The following is an 18,332-nucleotide window of genomic DNA, read 5'->3' on the forward strand; positions in this document are numbered from 1 at the left end:
AAGCAGTATATTATATTTGGAAATATGGATACACTTTTTCTCACCCTGCAGAATCAATGATTATCTGACAGAATGAAGTTTTATTTAATAATTTGTCCTTATTATAACGGAAAAATCACATATTGTGAACTATTCCTATGTTTATTTATACAGAGAAGAAATTCAATCATAGATGTCATTAATTTTGTTTAAAAAAGCAATGATTTATCCAACAGGTAATTCAAATGATTAACTATCGGAATAGTTCGATAATTAATTGATTAGAGTGTATTTTTATTGATTCTTGAAAAATGTCGAATTATCCCAATAAATCCGTTCCGATTCCTTGTAACCTCACTAAAAATCATGTATATTAGTTGATGTAAAGAAATCAATCTTATCACAAATAATTTGAACCGTTTTCATGAACGGATTAGTTAATTCAATGGGGGTATCAGTCGTGCCAGGAAATGAAGAGTCTGCAGAAAAATTTTGGGGACAGTTTCACGGACAAAATGCGGGGTATTTGGAACAGCAATATGAATTGTATAAAGAAGATCCGGAGCTAGTCGAATCTTCTATAAAATCATTATTTGATACACATGGAGCACCTGCTTGGATGACAGGAGAAGAAGTAATCAGTCCTATCAGTGAACAACCGGCTTCTAATCTAAATGTATCAGAAAATTTTGATGTGACTAAACTAACCTCAGCAATCAAACTTGTTGAGGCTATTCGGCGTTACGGTCATACAGATGCTGATATCTATTCAGTTGGCGGATATAAGAGTGCTCCGTCACAAATGCTGAGCTTAAAACATTATGATTTAACAGAAGCTGATTTAAGAAAAATCCCGGCATCTTGGATCTGGGAACGTGAAAAAGAAGGAGTCGAAACAGGTTTAGATGTTATTAACCTGATGAAGAAATATTATACAGGTACCATTACATTTGAATATGATCATGTAAATAATGATGACGAACGTACCTGGCTCTTTGATTTAATTGAAGAAGGTAATGCAAGGTTTGATCCTGATCAGGAAGAGAGAAAAGATATTCTGAAACGTTTATCAGAAGTAGAGGGTTTTGAAAAATTCCTTCATAAAACATTTGTCGGTCAAAAGCGCTTTTCTATCGAAGGCCTTGAATCTATGATTCCGATGATTGATTTTCTCGTAAAATATGCAAATGAGGATAACATCGAACATGTGATGATGGGGATGGCACACCGCGGTCGTTTAGCTGTACTTGCGAATGTATTGAAAAAGCCATATGATAAGATTTTTTCCGAGTTTAATTATACAAGAGACAAGGAATTAATGCCGTCAGAAGGTTCAAAAGCGATTAATTATGGCTGGACCGGAGATGTGAAGTATCATTTTGGTGCAGAAAAAGAAGTTATACATGGAAGTAAAGTAAATACTAAAATAACACTTGCACATAATCCGTCACATCTTGAATTTGTAAATCCGGTCGTAGAAGGATTTGCACGGGCAGCACAGGATGAACGTGATGTAAGCGGTTATCCTGAAAGGGATATTAATAAAGCAATGCCGCTCGTAATTCATGGAGATGCAGCTTTTATCGGAGAAGGTGTAGTTGCTGAAACGCTTAATCTCAGCGGTTTACCGGGGTATACAACAGGTGGAACGGTGCACCTTATCGCAAATAACCAGCTTGGTTATACAACAGACCGTGTAGACGGACGCTCAACACGTTATGCGAGTGACCTGGCAAAAGGTTTCGAGATTCCTGTTATTCGTGTGAGTGCAGATGATCCAATTTCCTGTATTTCTGCTATTAAAATAGCTTGTGAGTATCGTAAAAAATTCCATAAAGACATTTTAATTGATTTAGTAGGTTATCGCCGTTATGGACATAATGAAATGGATGAACCAAGAACGACACAGCCGCAACTATACAGCGAAATTGATAATCATCCATCGGTATCAACATTATTTGCTCGTGCGATGGAAGAAAGAAATCTATTAGAATCTGGGGAATTCGACGAAATTAAAAATGAGATTGAAACAAGGCTTTCTGATATTTATAAAGGAATGACAGAAAGTGAGATTGGAGAACCTCAGCCAAAATCAATGCCGGAAGTACTGTCTAATAGATTAGATCAATTTGAAACGGCAGTAGATTTAGAAACTTTACAGAAAATAAACGAAGAGTTGCTGGAACGTCCAGAAGGTTTTAAAGGCTTTAAAAAGACCGAAAGAATCCTGCAGCGCAGAAAAGATGCGCTGAAAGAAGGCAATAAAGCTGACTGGGGCACGGGAGAAGCTTTAGCATTTGCATCTATCTTAAAAGATGGTACACCAATTCGTTTGACAGGTCAGGATACAGAGCGAGGGACCTTTGCCCACCGTCATGTTGTTCTTCATGATGTGGAAACAGGTGAAAAATATAGCCCGATGCATGGATTATCGGATGTAAAGGCATCCTTTGACGTTCGGAACAGCCCGTTATCAGAGGCTGCGGTGTTAGGCTTTGAATATGGTTATAGTGTTTATTCGCCAAACACTCTAGTTATCTGGGAAGCACAATTTGGTGACTTTGCCAACGCCGGTCAGGTTATTATTGATCAATTTATTGCATCAGCAAGAGCTAAATGGAATGAAAAATCAAATATGGTGTTATTGCTTCCTCATGGCTATGAGGGGCAGGGCCCAGAGCATTCGAGTGCCCGTCTAGAACGTTACTTGCAGATGGCTGCAGAAAATAACTGGATTGTAGCTAATGTTACTTCATCTGCTCAATTATTCCATCTTCTTCGCCGTCAGGCAGTGATGCGTTCCCGTCCAGAGGCGCGTCCATTGATTCTGATGACACCAAAGAGCAGTTTGATTAGAGATTATAAAATGGCTTCAAGTGCAGAAGAATTTACGAGCGGCGGATTTAAAACATTACGTGAGCAGCCATATTTTGATACTGATCCTGAGAAAGCAACACGACTTTTATTAGGCAGCGGAAAAATTATGCTTGATATTGAAGGGGAAATGGAAGAAGCGGAAGAAGCCTGTGATTGGATTCGCGCTCTGCGTGTAGAACAAATCTACCCATTCCCTAAAAAAGCAATTCAGGAAGAAATCAAAAAGCTTCCTAATTTAAAAGAAATTGTGTGGGTACAGGAAGAACCGAAAAATATGGGTTCATGGGATTTTGTAGACGACTATTTAAGAGATCTTCTTGAAGAAAACCAAGAATTACATGTTATCAGCAGACCGAAGCGTGCAGCACCAGCTGGAGGTATTCCTACTGTGCATAAAACAGCTCATAAATATATTATTGACCAAGCATTAAGCGAATTTGAAGGAGGAAAATCAAGTGCAGGAAATTAAGATACCTGAATTAGCGGAATCCATCACAGAAGGAACAATAGCAGAATGGCTTGTAAAAGAAGGCGATAAAGTAGAAAAGGGCGATGCTATTGTAGAGTTAGAGACTGATAAAGTAAATGTGGAAGTAAACTCAGAATTTACAGGTGTTATTACGGAAATTATCAGCACAGAAGGGGAAGATGTTTCTGTAGGTGATATAATTGGCAAACTGGATGAAAATGGAGAAGCCGGGGCATCTTCTGGTGATGAAGAAAGTAAAAAAGAGGAGGAAGCTCCTAAAGAAGAGCCTAAGAAAGAGCCTGCTGTAGAAAATAAGCAGGAAACTGCATCTGAGCAAAATAATGGCAATGTCATTGCTTCACCGGCAGCTAGAAAACGTGCTCGTGAATTAGGTATCGATTTAAGTGAAGTACAGACACGTGATCCTCTAGGCAGAGTTCGCCCGGATGATGTGAATGCACATAATAATGCACCTAAAAATGAGTCTGCACCATCAAAGCCGGCTCCTAAAGAAGAGCCTAAATCAGAGAAAACAGAGTTTGATAAGCCGGTAGAACGTGTTAAAATGACACGCCGCCGTCAAACGATCGCTAAAAATCTTGTAGAGGTACAGCATAACACTGCAATGTTAACTACATTTAATGAAGTAGATATGACTTCAGTGATGGAGCTTCGCAAGCAGCGGAAGGATAAATTTTTGGAAAAAAATGGTGTGAAACTTGGGTTTATGTCCTTCTTTGCAAAAGCTGTGGTAGGAGCACTTAAGGAATTCCCGCTTCTTAACGCAGAAATTCAAGGTAATGAATTAGTCATTAAGAAATTCTATGATATTGGTATTGCTGTTTCCACAGACGATGGTCTTGTTGTTCCAGTTGTTCGTGACGCAGATCGTAAAGACTTCGCAGGAATTGAACAGGATATCGTTGATTTGGGTAAAAAAGCACGTGATAATAAATTATCCTTAAACGATTTGCAAGGCGGGTCCTTTACAATTACAAATGGCGGTACATTCGGCTCTATGATGTCTACGCCAATTTTAAATGCGCCGCAGGTTGGTATTTTAGGAATGCACAACATCATCAAGCGTCCGATCGCTATGCCGGATGATTCCATTGAAGTACGCCCGATGATGTATATTGCGTTATCATATGACCACCGTATTGTTGACGGTAAAGAAGCTGTCCAATTCCTAGTTCGAATTAAGCAGATGCTTGAAGATCCATACGATTTATTGCTGGAAGGTTAAAAGATAAACAAAGTCTTGATATAGAGGTATCTATCCTGAGAGTCAGTACGAAAACGGGCTTTCAGGGATAGGTATTGAAGTATCAAGGCTTTTTTTATTGAAATAAAGATACAACATAAATATGAGGATTATTTTATTAAAATCGGGTAAATAGATTATATAAAAAATAACTGGAATAAATGGTTATTAAATACGAACAATAATAAGTAGTACATTTTTAAAACCACAATCATTTTATTTACTAATTTGGGAATTATTTTAATAATTAATTCTTTTTGAGAGCATTGAAATTTTTTTTCATTACGAATATGATAGTATTTGTACGGACAACTTGTATAGGCAAGGAAACGAATGTTGTTATAAATGATTATATGTATCAGATATTTATTTTCTGCAGATAGGTTTGTACATTAAATAAAGCGCTTTTATAAAAAGGAGGAACTAGCTTGGACATTCTCTTAGGCATCCTGGCAATTATCATCACATTTGGGTTAGCATTTTTAATGTCAAATGATAAGAAGAGAATCAATTTTAAAGGCATTGGTATTATGCTGGTCTTACAGCTGTTGATTACCTGGTTTATGTTTTCAACAACTATTGGTACAAAAATTATTACTGGAATATCAAATGTTTTTAATAAATTAATTGAATTTGGACAAGAAGGTATAAGTTTTGTCGTGGGAGGATTTATCTTAGATGAGAATGGCGTATTCTTTTTTAACGTCCTTCTATTAATTATCTTTTTCGCCACATTGCTGTCTGTTTTAACTTATCTAAAAATCCTACCGTTAATTATTAAATATATCGGGGCTGCTATTTCAAAAATTACCGGTCTGCCAAGAATTGAATCATTTAATGGTGTAAACAGTATTTTCTTTGGCCAATCCGAAGCTTTGATTGCAATCCGTTCACAATTTCATCATTTATCGGAGAACAGGCTTTATATTATCTGTGCTTCTGCAATGAGCTCTGTTTCTGCATCGATCGTAGGCTCGTATATTCTTATGCTGCCTCCCAAATATATTTTAGTGGCTCTTCCATTAAATATGTTCAGCGGATTAATGATTGCTTCTATTATTGCACCGGTGAATGTTCCGAAAGAGGAAGACAAAGTGGATATAAAAGATGTCAGTAACGATAAAAGTATTTTTGAAGCAATGGGAAATGGTGCCTTAGAAGGCGGGAAGATTGCACTGATTGTTGCAACGATGCTAATTGCATTTATCGCATCATTAGAATTGGTAAACTGGATTATCCAGGCTGTATTTGGAGGAATTACACTGGAAGAAATTCTAGGGTATGTTTTTTATCCTATTGGAATCCTTATGGGAATCACACCTGGAGAGGTATTGCAGGCCGGAAGTATTATGGGTACGAAAATTGTTACAAATGAATTTGTCGCAATGCTGCAGTTAGAGCCTCTATTAAACCAATTATCTGAGAAAACGATTGGTATTGTAACAGTATTCTTAACAAGCTTTGCCAACTTCTCCTCAATCGGTATTATCGCGGGTACTGTAAAAGGAATTGACAGTGCAAAAGCAGTTATTGTTTCTAAATTTGGAATGAAGCTGCTGGCAGGATCGATTTTAGTATCCATTCTTTCAGCATCGATTGTCGGACTGTTCCTATAGAAGAACGTAAAAGCACGATGCATCTTAAAAAAAGATGCATCGTGCTTTTAATCATATTTATAAAATCATTTTTAGCTTCGTTTCATCTGATAATTCTGTTTTACCTTAACCTTACGCTGGATATATAACAAACGGAAAAGCAGAGCTGCCGCACCTGCGCTTAAACCGACAATAATTCCAATCCAGTAGCCAAAGGCATCAAAGTCTGTATAATTTGCAAATAAATATCCAACAGGCAATCCGATGAGCCAATAAGAAATTAATGCGAGAACAAGTGTTACATTAACATCCTTATATCCTCTTAAAGCACCTTGAATCGGAGCCCCAATTGCATCTGCAAGCTGATAAAAAATCGCAAAAAGAATAAATTGCTTTGTCAATGTAATGACCTCTGGATTTGTATGATATAACCGTGCAACAGCCCCGTCAAATACAAATAGAATAATACCGGTAAATACAGCTATGAGTATCCCTCCTGTAATTCCTAAATATGTGTAAGAACGGGCATCCTTGAAGCGTTTTGCTCCTATTTCAAATCCGACAGCAATTGTGAGAGCCATGCCGACACTTAATGGCAGCATATATAATAATCCGGCAAAGTTCATGGCTGCCTGATGTGCTGCAATGGTATTCGTATCATAGACACTCATCATAATGGTTACTGCAGAAAAAATACTTGTTTCAAAAAACATGGCAAGTCCGATGGGCAAGCCAATTTTTAATTGACTGAGCCAATAAGAAATCTGTGGTTTAAAACGAACCTGAAAGATTTGATAAGACGTAAAAGGAGCCACTCTATGTATCATATATAAAGAAATAATACTGACTATCCAATAGGTGATACTTGTTGCAATACCTGCTCCAACACCGCCAAATGCCGGTATTCCCAGCTTGCCAAAAATAAATATATAATTTAGAAGTGCATTAATTGGCAGAGAAATTAAGATAATAATCATAGAAGCTCTTGTTTGTCCCAACCCATCCATAAAGCTTCGGACGGTATGGAAAATAAATAATGGCATAATACCGGTAGCGAGTGATACTAAATAATATTTTGCTACATGATGTACGTCAGGCTCCAGACTCATCAGATGTAAAACAGGATCTAAAATAAAGAAGCCTGCAATAAGGATAATACAGGATAATACAATGGAAAGGTAAATACCTTGCTGAATAACTTGCGGGATATCTTTTTTCTCTTTAGCACCGATCAGCTGAGCGATGATAGGAGTTATTGCGAGAACAATGCCGTTTACAGCTGTTAAAATAGGTATCCAAAGACTGGAACCAATCGCAACTCCAGCTAAATCTACTGCACTGGCCTGCCCGGACATGACGGTATCAAAAAAATTCATCAGGTTCATACTGACCTGGGTTACAAGGATTGGCAGCATAATGATAATAAAAAGTTTAATCTTTTGTCTTCGGTTTGTTGTTTCATACATAGTTAATCTATCCTAACATTTCGTAATTAAGTTTTTAGTTAAATTAATAGGTGCATTGGTAATTATACGCTGATATAATAATTTGGGAAAGGATGAATTAATTCCATGGAAAAAAGAAATAAAAAACGTATTATATTTACTGGCGGCGGGACTGCCGGGCACGTCATTGTTAATTTAGCACTTATACCATATTATCAGGAGCAGGGTTATGCAGTAGAATACATCGGGTCATATGAAGGAATTGAAAGAAACTTGATTGAAAAGCTGGATGGCGTAACGTATCATCCAATATCTACTGGTAAACTGCGTCGCTACATGTCTAAAGAAAACTTTAAAGATCCATTTAAAGTCTTAAAAGGAACGATGCAGGCTTTTCGCATTTTGGGAAAAAGAAAAAAGCCGGCAGTTGTATTTTCTAAAGGCGGTTTTGTATCGGTACCAGTAGTTGCGGCTGCAAAATTAAGAGGAATTCCGTCTGTTATTCACGAGTCGGATTTTACACCAGGTCTGGCTAATAAGCTGTCCATACCATTTACAAAAAAGGTACTGGCAACATTTCCTGAAACAATGAAATATCTTCCGGAGAAGAAAGCCTCTTATGTTGGAGCGGTTATCCGTGATGAATTATTCACAGGGGATAAAAAGACAGGATTGGAATTTGCGCAGCTCCAGGGAGAAAAACCTGTTCTATTGATTATGGGAGGGAGCGGCGGATCTGAGAAGATTAACGAAACTATCCGTGAAGCGTTGGGTGAATTACTGACTACCTTTGAAATTATTCATATTTGCGGAAGCGGGAAAGTAGATTCATCTCTTCGAGTACCAGGATATGCCCAATTTGAATATGTGCATGAAGAATTAAAGGATATTTTTGCAGCAACAGATTTTGTTGTGTCTCGGGCCGGCTCCAATGCCATTTTTGAATTTCTGGCTTTACGGAAGCCGATGCTGCTAATTCCGCTTTCACGAGGAGCGAGCAGAGGAGATCAGATTATTAATGCAAATTCTTTTAAGAAAAAAAACTATGCCAAGGTTCTTGAAGAAGAAACATTAACAACTGAAAAGCTTATCCAGGAAACAGCTGCTCTGAAAAAAGCTGCTCCAATCATGCTGGATGAAATGAAAAAATATAAAAGTGAAGAATCAAGAAATAAAGTAATTGAAATTATTGAATCGGTTCAAAAAAAATAAGAAAGCTGCATTTTTAAAGAAAGGACCTCAGCAAACGCTCAGGTCCTCCTCTTATTTCTTTTAGTCTTCTCTTGTAACAACATCTAATTTGCCTGTTTCGGGGTCAATAACAAGTCCGTGAACTTTTACTTCCTTTGGCAACAGCGGATGATTACGAATTATCCCTACGCTCTGTGTTACAGAGTCTTCGATTTTTTCAAAGCCATGGAACTCTTTGTGAAGATTAATACCAGAATGCTCCAGGGTATGTAACGTTTCCTCTGGTATTCCACGATCCAGCATAGACTGTTGTAATGCTTCTGTATCTACGTTGGACATTCCGCAGCCATGGTGCCCGATAACAACAACTTCCTCTGCTTTTAAACTATAAATTGCTACAAGTAAACTTTTCATAATACTGTCAAATGGTTTTCGGATAATTGCTCCGGCATTTTTAACCATTTTCACATCACCATTACGAATATTCAATGCTCTTGGAAGCAGCTCTACTAAACGGGTGTCCATACATGTAAAAATGACCATCCGTTTATTTGGGAACTTGTCCGTTGTATATTCTTCATATCCTTTACTATCGACAAATTTTTCATTGAAATCTAAAAGTTGATCTAAATTCATTTTCTCATCTCCTTAACTAAAAATAATAGCACGTAATATAAAATATGAAAATAAATAGAATGTTAAAATCGGTTATAAAATTTAATGAATAAGTTAAATGAAAGGTCTAAATCTGGCGTCAAAGTGCGGTTAATCGCACTTCTATCAAAAATCTTTGCAAATGTATATTATCATTTATCCCTTTTTATGAAGGTAAGCAAAAGGACATAATTTATATACTATATCGGGATAAACAGCAGTGAAAAAATAATATATAATTTTGATAAAATTAAAAAAACAATTGACTTGCGATTTGGAAAAATATATAATGATAAGGCATTCAATTTTCAAATAAATGAGAAAAGGAGGATAACACAAAATGAATAACTTACAGCATCAAATTAATCAAACGAATCAATCTAACCAATTAAAACAGAATATGATTTTGTGGCCTCCAAAAACAAAAGGATGCTTTTTCTTCTAAATTTCTGGGGAGAAAAGTGCGTGTATGGCCGCGAATTTCCATGTGGCCGGCTGATAAGGGGATAAATAGGTTTTTTATAAGCATATGCCGACAAATGGTATATGCTTTTTTGGTGCTTTTTTAAACAGAAAATGGAATGTAAACAAATTTAATGGAAAAAGTTTAAGATGTAGGATGCTACATAGAAAGCAGGTGAAAAGATGTTTGCGGTTTTTAAGAAATTAAGCTGGTTTTTTGCACATTATTGGAAACGATATACATTTGCAATTATAGCGTTAGTTCTTGCGAGTGCAATTGGATTAATCCCTCCAAAATTAGTGGGATATATTATAGATCATATTCAATTTGAAACGTTAACGGCGCAAATCCTGACAGCAGTTATCGCAGGATATATAGTATTGCTTATTGTGCATTATATTATTTCATATTTATGGGATTATACACTTTTTGGCGGAGCTGTTATTTTAGAACGCTGGATGCGGAGTAAGCTGATGAAGCATTTTCTATCCATGTCACCGACATTTTTTGGGAAATACCGGACTGGTGATTTAATGGCCAGGTCGACTAATGATTTAAAAGCAATCAGCCTGACAGCAGGTTTTGGAGTACTGACGCTGATTGACTCCAGTATATTTATGCTGATGATTATTGCAGTAATGGGGTTAACAATCAGCTGGCCTCTTACTATTGCTGCTTTACTCCCTCTGCCAATCATGGCAGTCATTATGAATTTTTACGGCAGCGCAATCCACCAGCGTTTTACGAAAGCTCAGGAGGCTTTTGGAGAAATGAATAACAGTGTCCTGGAATCCATACGCGGTGTTCGGGCTATCCGGGCATTTGTTCAGGAGGAGCACGAGAAAGAACGGTTTGAGGATATGACGAAGGATGTGTATGACAAAAATATAGAAGTTGCTAAAATTGATGCTTTATTTGAACCGACGATGAAAATTCTGGTCGGGTTGTCTTACACCATTGGAATTGGTTACGGGGCAATGCTTGTCTTTGAAAACAGATTGACTTTAGGAGACCTTGTTACCTTTAATGTCTATTTAGGAATGCTGATTTGGCCAATGTTTGCAGTGGGAGAGCTGATTAATATCCTGCAGCGGGGAAACGCATCCCTGGACCGGGTAAATAAAACATTATCCTATACGCCGGATGTCCGGGATGTGCTGGAGCCGAAGCTGGTTGAAACGGTTAAAGAAATCTGTTTTCAGGATGTATCCTTTAACTATCCAAATACGGCAGAGAAGGCTTTAAAGGGAGTTTCCCTGGATGTGCAGGTTGGAGAGACCATTGGTGTTGTCGGGAAAACAGGAGCAGGAAAAACAACGTTATTTAAATTAATGCTGAGACAGTATCCGGACGTACAAGGAAATATACTCATCTCCGGAGAGAAAATAGAAACCATTCCATTAAAGCAAATCCGTGATTGGATAGGGTATGTACCACAGGATCAAATGATGTTTTCCAAAACAATCCGTGAAAATATTCAATTCGGTAAGGAAGCTGCGACAGATAAAGAAATATTCCATGCGCTTGAGCTTGCGTATTTCTCAAGTGACATTCTGCAGCTGCCTGAAGGATTGGATACCCAGGTTGGGGAGAGCGGGATTACATTATCAGGAGGACAAAAGCAGCGAGTAGCTTTGGCACGGGCTTTTATTAAAAATCCGGAGGTTCTTATTTTAGATGATTCCTTATCTGCAGTGGACGGCAAGACGGAAGCAGCAATTATTGCTCATCTAAAAGAGGAACGCAAAAATAAAACCACATTTATAGCTGCACATCGCTTATCTGCTGTAACACATGCCGATCATATTATTGTTCTGGAGGACGGCAGGATTGCAGAAGAAGGAAGTCATGAGCAGTTAATGAAAGAAAAAGGCTGGTACTATACACAATACGTTCAGCAGCAAATGGAAGAGGAGGTGTAAGAATGAAGAAGAGTACAGAGCAGCGGTTATTTCAATATGCCTTAAAATATAAAAAAGGAATTATTATCGGTCTTATCTGTTTAGTCATAGCTGTTGCTTTGGAGCTTGCTGGTCCTTTGATTGCCAAACGGGTTATTGATGATCATATTTTAGGTGTGGAGGGCTATTGGAAAGCAGTGGAATCAGCCGATGATACAGCGGCTCCTTATCACGGCGCGTTATTAAAACGGTCAGATCGTATTTCAGAGGAAGATATTCTCTCGGGGGATACTTATACTTTGTTGCAAATCGGTATTTCCTACTACATTTTTGAAGGGGAACTGCCGTTGACGGGACAACGGGAGATGAATGATGACGAATTAACTATCGAATTAAATGATAACGTTGTTCATGTTGAAGGAGAGCGTTTATCTGTTCAAGAAGCGTATCCATTTTTTGAACCGGAGAAAACACCAATTATCTGGTTATTGGTATTATATATGGTTTTATTAGTGATCGCTGGTGTTTTTCAGTTTTACCAGACATTTTTATTGCAAAAGTCTGCAAATCAGATTGTAAAGCAGATGCGGACGGATTTATTTGCACACACAGAGCGGCTGCCGATTAATTATTATATTGATCAGCCGGCTGGAACGATTGTTGCGAGAATTACAAATGATACCGAAGCAATTCGTGATTTATATGAGCGTGTTTTATCTATTGTTGTTACCAGTTTAATATATATGGCTGGAATCTTTGTTGCTTTATTTATTTTAGACCCTAAGCTTGCAGCACTCTGCCTGCTTGTCATTCCTTTATTATACGGATGGATGCAGCTTTATAAGTATTTTGGCAGTAAGTATAATAAGGTCATTCGAAAAACAATCAGTCAAATTAATGGGAACATCAATGAAGCAATTCAAGGAATGCCGATTATTCAGGCTTTCAATAAGGAAAAAGCGGTAAAAGAGGATTTTGAAGTATTAAATAACCGTAATTATACATTTCAAAAGAAATTGATCCGCTTAAGTGCGTTAACATCGTATAATTTAGTAACCGTATTTCGTAACATAACATTTGTCGGCTTCATCTGGTATTTTGGATCTTCTTCCTTTGATACGGCAAGTATGATTTCTATCGGTGTTCTATATGCTTTTGTGGATTATATTAACCGTTTATTTGAGCCGGTGACGGATATTGTGAACCAGCTCCCGTTAATTGAACAGGCAAGAGTAGCAGGCAGCCGGGTATTTGAACTGCTGGATCAGCCTGCTGAAGAAACAGATAACACCGAAATTGACAAGTATAGAGGAACTATTTGCTTTGACCACGTATATTTTGCTTATCAAAAAGAAGATTATGTTCTAAAGGATATTTCTTTTAAGGTAGATGCCGGCCAGACAACTGCCTTTGTAGGTCATACAGGTTCAGGGAAAAGCTCTATTATGAATTTACTGTTCCGTTTTTATGATCCGCAAAAAGGAAGGATTACCATAGACGGGATGGCCACATCTTCTTTATCCAGACAGCAGGTCCGTAGTCATATGGGGATCGTTCTTCAGGATCCGTTTTTATTCTCTGGTACTATTTTGAGTAATGTAACAATGCAGGATGAAAAAATTACAAGAGAAACAGCAATTGCTGCATTAAAAGCGGTGGGGGCAGACCGGTTTATTGAAAAGCTGCCGAATGGCTATGAGGAAGAGGTAACTGAAAATGGGTCTACCTATTCATTGGGCGAGAGACAATTAATTTCCTTTGCACGGGCGCTCGCCTTTGATCCATCTATCTTAATCCTGGATGAAGCGACAGCAAATATTGATACAGAAACAGAGCTGTTGATTCAACATGCACTTGAGGTGCTGAAAAAAGGAAGAACAACACTTGTTATCGCTCACAGGTTATCAACCATACAGCAGGCAGATCAAATTATTGTTCTGGATAAGGGAACTATTATTGAGCAGGGGAACCATGATACACTGATTGCAGAGCGCGGGTCATACTATCAGATGTATCAAATGCAGCAAGGGTCCTTGAAGGTTAGTGTTTAAAATAAAATCGAATGATTGTCAAAAGAAGGCTCATATATTCTTAAACAAAAGAGTATATGAGTTTTTTAAATAGAAAAAAAGGCTGCTTTTAATAATATTTGTTAAAATAAAGATGATTGATTTACAAGCAGAAGGGAGGCTGGGTGTTGTACAGTCAGGATGAAGATGACCGAACAAATAAACAGATGGATGAAGACTTAATTGAAGATATAGATGATGAGGAAATGCATGAACTGGTTATGCAGGCGAAGGCAGAAGCGTTGGCAAGAGCACAAGCAGAAAAAAATGAGCCTAAACCAAAGCGACGATTTTCAAAGATAATAACAATTTTGATAGCTGTTGCAATGACTTTTTATGTCATTTCATTATTCCCCAGAGTCATATCCATTCCTGCTATAGAGTTTCTCCAGGCATCCAGCCGCTTATCGCAGGATGAAGAAGTGGCAGCATACAAAGAGGCAGTAGTTGTTATTGAAGCAGGGGATAGTAAAGGAACAGGATTTGCTATCTCTGAGGAAGGGACGATTTTAACGAATTATCATGTCATTGAAGATAATCAGAGTGTTACTGTAGCTTTCCCTGAAGAAGGTCTATTTCAAGGAGAAGTAGTAGAAGAGTATCCCGAGATTGATTTAGCAGTAGTTGAAGTTGACGGTGAAAACTTTCCATATTTAACTTTAGAGGAAGATGCTTCTGTAGAACATGGAGATTATATTCGCTTTATAGGTAATCCATTATTTTTCAATGGAATTGCCAATGAAGGTACTGTATTAGGTCCATTGCAGCTTTCCAGCTGGGAGCAAGAGGTCATGATGATCAAAGCCCCTGTGTATCGCGGGAATAGCGGCAGTCCTGTAATTAATGAAGAAGGCTACGTGATTGGAGTTGTTTTCGCAACATTGAATCACGAGGAGCATGGACGTGTAGGTCTTTATGTGCCTATAGATTATTTTACAAATTATTAACAATCCAAATAGAGCTGTTTAATTCCCCGGTAAAAGGGTATTAGATAATAAAACCTTTTACGGGGGTGTTTTTATGTTTCTCGGCTCAACATTAACAAACTTAAATATTCATGCTGTAGACGGAGAAATAGGAAAAGTAAAGGATTTATACTTTAATGATGATTGGGAGTTACGATTTATTATTGTGGATACAAGAAAATGGCTGCCCGGCAAGAAAGTTCTTTTGCCTTTCCATGTACAAGAGGAGATTAATTTAGAGGAAGGCTATATGAAAGTAGACAGACATAAAGAAACGATTCGCGAAAGTCCTAAAGTTCCAGAAGATAATGATTTAATTTCGTCTTATCAAGGAACTGTATTAGATTATTTTGGCTGGAATAATTATAAGGAAAATGCTGTACTTGACTCAGATCATGGTCCGGTAACAACTGGTAATAATGAATACAATAACGGAGACATACCACCGGAACCGGATCTGGCTGCACCGGATGAAGGACAGAATGATAACCTTAGAAGTATTGATGAATTTTTGGAGTTTAAAGTACATGCAAAAGACGGTAAAATTGGTATGCTGGACGATGTTATTTTAACAGAAGATGGAAGGATACAGTATCTAGTTGTAAATAGCAGCGAAAGCTATGTAGAAAACAGCTTATATTTATATCGGGCTGATCAGGTAACATCTGTAGATTGGTTTGAAAAAGATTTGTATTTAGATGATTCTGTAAAAGGCATGAAGCTGGTAACACCATTTAAAAACAAAGAAGAAGTATTCGAACATTTAAATCATTCATAAATGACTTTATATTATTTGCAGTAGATACTTTTTTTGTTCTATTAGACACCGATTTACTTGCGAAGTTAATAAAAAATGGCAAATGTTATATAAGCTGAAAAAAGTATAGCTTTTTTATATTAATAAGAGGATTGCCCCTATGGTAATCCTCTTTATTAATATGCCAGGTGACGGAAGATATCCAGATAACGAAAAATTTGTCATTATCCAATCAGATAAGTATTACCTGGTAAGCTTTATTATTTAAGCACTCTCTCAATTTTTACCAGAGATTAAGAAAGAAGATTCTTTATTTTTTCATAAATATTCCTTGATTAAATATTTCTTACAAACTTCTACATTGTTCTGCTATATTTTACAAAAATATTGATTTCCGTCATATTAATTTAAATGAAATGTTATTCATTTGTGATAGTAAGTGCTGTGATTATAGGGTAGTATTATGTATACGGCATTGTGAAGGCTGTATATATATAACCAATAAAATTGATTTTTATTGCTGACTAAAACAATTTATTCGTTTTAATTATAAATAATTAAGAAAGACAAAAAAATGGAGATTATTTAATATGAGAATAGAAAATAAAAAGAAACATTTCATAAAAATAAATTTAAAACCCGAAAAAATAAAAATATGTTCGAATAATATGATGATAGGGGGAATCTACCAATGATCATGACAAAGCAGTTAACAGATACCCCTATTGAAGAAAAAATAGAAGCAATTCAGGCAGGTGATATTGTATTACAAAATGAAATTCTTCAAACATACAAGCCATTTATCGCCAAATGTGTTTCGGAAGTATGTAAAAGATATATTGATCCTAAGAAGGACGATGAATTCAGTGTCGGATTAATGGCATTTAATGACGCTATTTTTTCCTATGAGCAAGATAAGGGCAGCTCATTTCTGTCGTTTGCAAAACTTGTCGTAAAAAGAAAAGTAATTGATTATATTCGTTATCATCAAAAAAGGCCGAATCTGCTATCATTAGATGAAATAAACGATGCAGAGCAGATGGAAAATCCGCTCGTTATTGCTGCCGCAAAAGAAAAACATCAAATAGAAGCGGAAAATATTAAAAGGAAAGAAGAAATAGCTTTATTTAATGAAAAATTAAAAACGTACAAGCTTACATTGGAAGAACTGACGAAGGCTTCTCCTAAGCATAGGGATGCCAGAGAATCTGCGGTTCAGGTAGCTTATATTTTATACCTGGATGGCGAATTAAGTGAGTATGTTTATCGCAAAAAAAAGCTGCCAATCAAGAAATTATTAAAGAAAGTAGAAGTGAGCAAAAAAACATTAGAAAGAAACCGGAAATTTATTATAGCTATTTTTATTGTATTGAGCAGTGAGTATGCTTACCTTAAGGATTACCTTAAGGATTATCTCAAGGATGTGGAATAATGAAAAAAGGAATTGTGATGGAAATCCATCGCAAATATGCCATTTTACTTTCCAAAAATGGCAGTTTTGAAAAGGGGATTATTTTAACGGAGAATGCCGAAATAGGGGACGAGGTTATTTTTCAGCCGGTATATGAAAAATTCGAATGGAAAAGATGTTGGGGAAAATCACATATTACTGTAAGATTATCTGCAATTTTCATCCTGGCCTTGTTGCTTTTCGGTTTTCCTCTGTTTAAAACAGGGTTAAGCGATACAGAAACCCATGCTTATGTTGCCATTGATATAAACCCCAGTCTTGAATTGGAATTGAATGAGGACTTAATTGTTACAGATGTCAATGCATTAAATGAATCTGCATGCGAGTTGATAGACGAGGTAAGCAGTATTCAGGACGAGCCGATTACCTCTGTTTTAGCCAGTATTGTTGATGAAAGTGAAGATAAGGGTTTTGCAGATCATAAAACGATGATTGTAGGAATTAGTTATGAGGATCAGTATAGCAAAGATGAAGTCATCACAGAAATTACTCCATACATAGAATCGCTTCCTGATTGGGAGGTTTCAACTTTGATTATTCCAGAAGAGGTCCGGGAAATTGCGCAAAATCAAGATAAATCAATGAATGAAATAATGGCTCTTGAAATGGCAAACGGTGAAGAAGGTGAAATAGAACAGGTGAATGATGTTATAACAGACTCAGAAGAAGATAGTGCTATTATTGATTTTTTCTATGGAGAACAAGAGTCTGAGGCTGATGTTGACCGTTCTATCGAGCAAGATGAAGATCCTGCGGAACAACGAAATAATAAATTTACAGATGATGTACCTGACTTAGATGATGACGAGAAGGATGAGGAACAAAGCCAACAGGCTGATACAACTCAAGAAGTTGAGGAGGAGCCGGATCAAGACCACTCTTTCAAGGATGGTAATATGATACAGGAGTTAGAGAAGCCGTCGGAAAATGATACAAATATTGAATATAACCAGTATAAGGAAATAGAACAGTACAACAAGGAAAAGGAAGAAAATAAAAAGCCAGCTGATGTATTCTATGCGCAAAAAAAGGTAAATGTATTTCCAGAAGAAACAGAGAAAAATGTAAACAGGCATGAACAAGAGCAATATAATTCTCGAAACGAAACACAGGCTGGTGAAGACGAAGAAGATGCGGATATTGAACAGGATGAGCTTCCTCCTGTTCAGGAGGAAGAAACAGAGCCTGAAATAGTCACATACACAGGGTAAGGTTGTAAGCAGATGTAAGCC

At 37.0% G+C, this 18,332-nt stretch carries 12 protein-coding genes; 10 read left to right on the forward strand and 2 right to left on the reverse strand.

Features of this window, described 5'->3' with window-relative positions:
- Window positions 1–439 precede the first annotated feature (439 nt).
- The 3 genes from MHH51_RS10100 (at window position 440) to MHH51_RS10110 (ending at window position 6,205) form a co-directional block, all read left to right on the forward strand.
- A complete protein-coding gene (locus tag MHH51_RS10100) occupies window positions 440–3,325 on the forward strand; it encodes a 2-oxoglutarate dehydrogenase E1 component (protein WP_147208223.1) in 2,886 nt (961 codons plus the stop codon).
- Window positions 3,312–4,571: a 2-oxoglutarate dehydrogenase complex dihydrolipoyllysine-residue succinyltransferase gene (gene odhB / locus MHH51_RS10105; RefSeq protein WP_147208221.1), complete on the forward strand. Its 1,260-nt coding sequence runs from the start codon at window positions 3,312–3,314 to the stop codon at window positions 4,569–4,571. The genes MHH51_RS10100 and odhB overlap by 14 nt, the downstream gene beginning before the upstream one ends.
- Window positions 4,572–5,017: 446 nt before the next feature.
- On the forward strand, window positions 5,018–6,205 hold the full coding sequence (locus tag MHH51_RS10110) for a nucleoside transporter C-terminal domain-containing protein (RefSeq protein WP_147208219.1): 1,188 nt from the start codon (window positions 5,018–5,020) through the stop codon (window positions 6,203–6,205).
- 71 nt (window positions 6,206–6,276) lie between these two features.
- Here MHH51_RS10110 and MHH51_RS10115 read toward each other — a convergent pair whose 3' ends face one another.
- On the reverse strand, window positions 6,277–7,650 hold the full coding sequence (locus tag MHH51_RS10115) for an MATE family efflux transporter (protein WP_147208217.1): 1,374 nt from the start codon (window positions 7,648–7,650) through the stop codon (window positions 6,277–6,279).
- A gap of 105 nt (window positions 7,651–7,755) precedes the next feature.
- Between MHH51_RS10115 and MHH51_RS10120 the strand changes: the two genes are divergently transcribed.
- Window positions 7,756–8,841, forward strand: coding sequence for an undecaprenyldiphospho-muramoylpentapeptide beta-N-acetylglucosaminyltransferase (locus MHH51_RS10120; RefSeq protein WP_156985460.1), 1,086 nt, complete (start codon window positions 7,756–7,758; stop codon window positions 8,839–8,841).
- Between the two features lie 60 nt (window positions 8,842–8,901).
- Here MHH51_RS10120 and MHH51_RS10125 read toward each other — a convergent pair whose 3' ends face one another.
- Window positions 8,902–9,456 (reverse strand): carbonic anhydrase, encoded by a 555-nt coding sequence (locus MHH51_RS10125; RefSeq protein ID WP_147208213.1) that lies wholly within the window; start codon window positions 9,454–9,456, stop codon window positions 8,902–8,904.
- Between the two features lie 663 nt (window positions 9,457–10,119).
- Here MHH51_RS10125 and MHH51_RS10130 point away from each other — a divergent pair.
- The 6 genes from MHH51_RS10130 to MHH51_RS10155 all read left to right on the forward strand — a co-directional run bounded on the left by MHH51_RS10130 (window position 10,120) and on the right by MHH51_RS10155 (window position 18,311).
- Window positions 10,120–11,859: an ABC transporter ATP-binding protein gene (locus MHH51_RS10130; protein WP_147208212.1), complete on the forward strand. Its 1,740-nt coding sequence runs from the start codon at window positions 10,120–10,122 to the stop codon at window positions 11,857–11,859.
- Between the two features lie 2 nt (window positions 11,860–11,861).
- Complete coding sequence (locus tag MHH51_RS10135; RefSeq protein WP_339285894.1) at window positions 11,862–13,889, forward strand: ABC transporter ATP-binding protein; 2,028 nt, start codon at window positions 11,862–11,864, stop codon at window positions 13,887–13,889.
- 146 nt (window positions 13,890–14,035) lie between these two features.
- On the forward strand, window positions 14,036–14,854 hold the full coding sequence (locus tag MHH51_RS10140) for a serine protease (RefSeq protein ID WP_339285896.1): 819 nt from the start codon (window positions 14,036–14,038) through the stop codon (window positions 14,852–14,854).
- 73 nt (window positions 14,855–14,927) lie between these two features.
- On the forward strand, window positions 14,928–15,650 hold the full coding sequence (locus tag MHH51_RS10145) for a PRC-barrel domain-containing protein (RefSeq protein WP_339285898.1): 723 nt from the start codon (window positions 14,928–14,930) through the stop codon (window positions 15,648–15,650).
- A 670-nt stretch (window positions 15,651–16,320) separates the two neighbouring features.
- Entirely contained in the window at window positions 16,321–17,061 is a 741-nt protein-coding gene (gene sigI / locus MHH51_RS10150) for an RNA polymerase sigma factor SigI (protein ID WP_147208206.1), read from the forward strand.
- The gene (locus tag MHH51_RS10155; RefSeq protein WP_147208204.1) at window positions 17,061–18,311 is read left to right on the forward strand and encodes an anti-sigma factor domain-containing protein; all 1,251 of its coding nucleotides are present in this window, start codon (window positions 17,061–17,063) and stop codon (window positions 18,309–18,311) included. The genes sigI and MHH51_RS10155 overlap by 1 nt, the downstream gene beginning before the upstream one ends.
- The last annotated feature ends 21 nt before the right edge of the window (window positions 18,312–18,332 follow it).

Source organism: Oceanobacillus sp. FSL K6-3682, assembly GCF_037976165.1.
GTDB lineage: Bacteria > Bacillota > Bacilli > Bacillales > Amphibacillaceae > Oceanobacillus > Oceanobacillus sojae.

What these genes read in the sequence shown, in the direction of transcription:
- MHH51_RS10145 (WP_339285898.1), top strand. Translation starts at nt 14,928, where the DNA reads ATGTTTCTCGGCTCAACATTAACAAACTTAAATATTCATGCTGTAGAC.
- MHH51_RS10115 (WP_147208217.1), bottom strand. Translation starts at nt 7,650, where the DNA reads ATGTATGAAACAACAAACCGAAGACAAAAGATTAAACTTTTTATTATC.
- MHH51_RS10135 (WP_339285894.1), top strand. Translation starts at nt 11,862, where the DNA reads ATGAAGAAGAGTACAGAGCAGCGGTTATTTCAATATGCCTTAAAATAT.
- MHH51_RS10120 (WP_156985460.1), top strand. Translation starts at nt 7,756, where the DNA reads ATGGAAAAAAGAAATAAAAAACGTATTATATTTACTGGCGGCGGGACT.
- MHH51_RS10125 (WP_147208213.1), bottom strand. Translation starts at nt 9,456, where the DNA reads ATGAATTTAGATCAACTTTTAGATTTCAATGAAAAATTTGTCGATAGT.
- MHH51_RS10130 (WP_147208212.1), top strand. Translation starts at nt 10,120, where the DNA reads ATGTTTGCGGTTTTTAAGAAATTAAGCTGGTTTTTTGCACATTATTGG.
- MHH51_RS10155 (WP_147208204.1), top strand. Translation starts at nt 17,061, where the DNA reads ATGAAAAAAGGAATTGTGATGGAAATCCATCGCAAATATGCCATTTTA.
- sigI (WP_147208206.1), top strand. Translation starts at nt 16,321, where the DNA reads ATGATCATGACAAAGCAGTTAACAGATACCCCTATTGAAGAAAAAATA.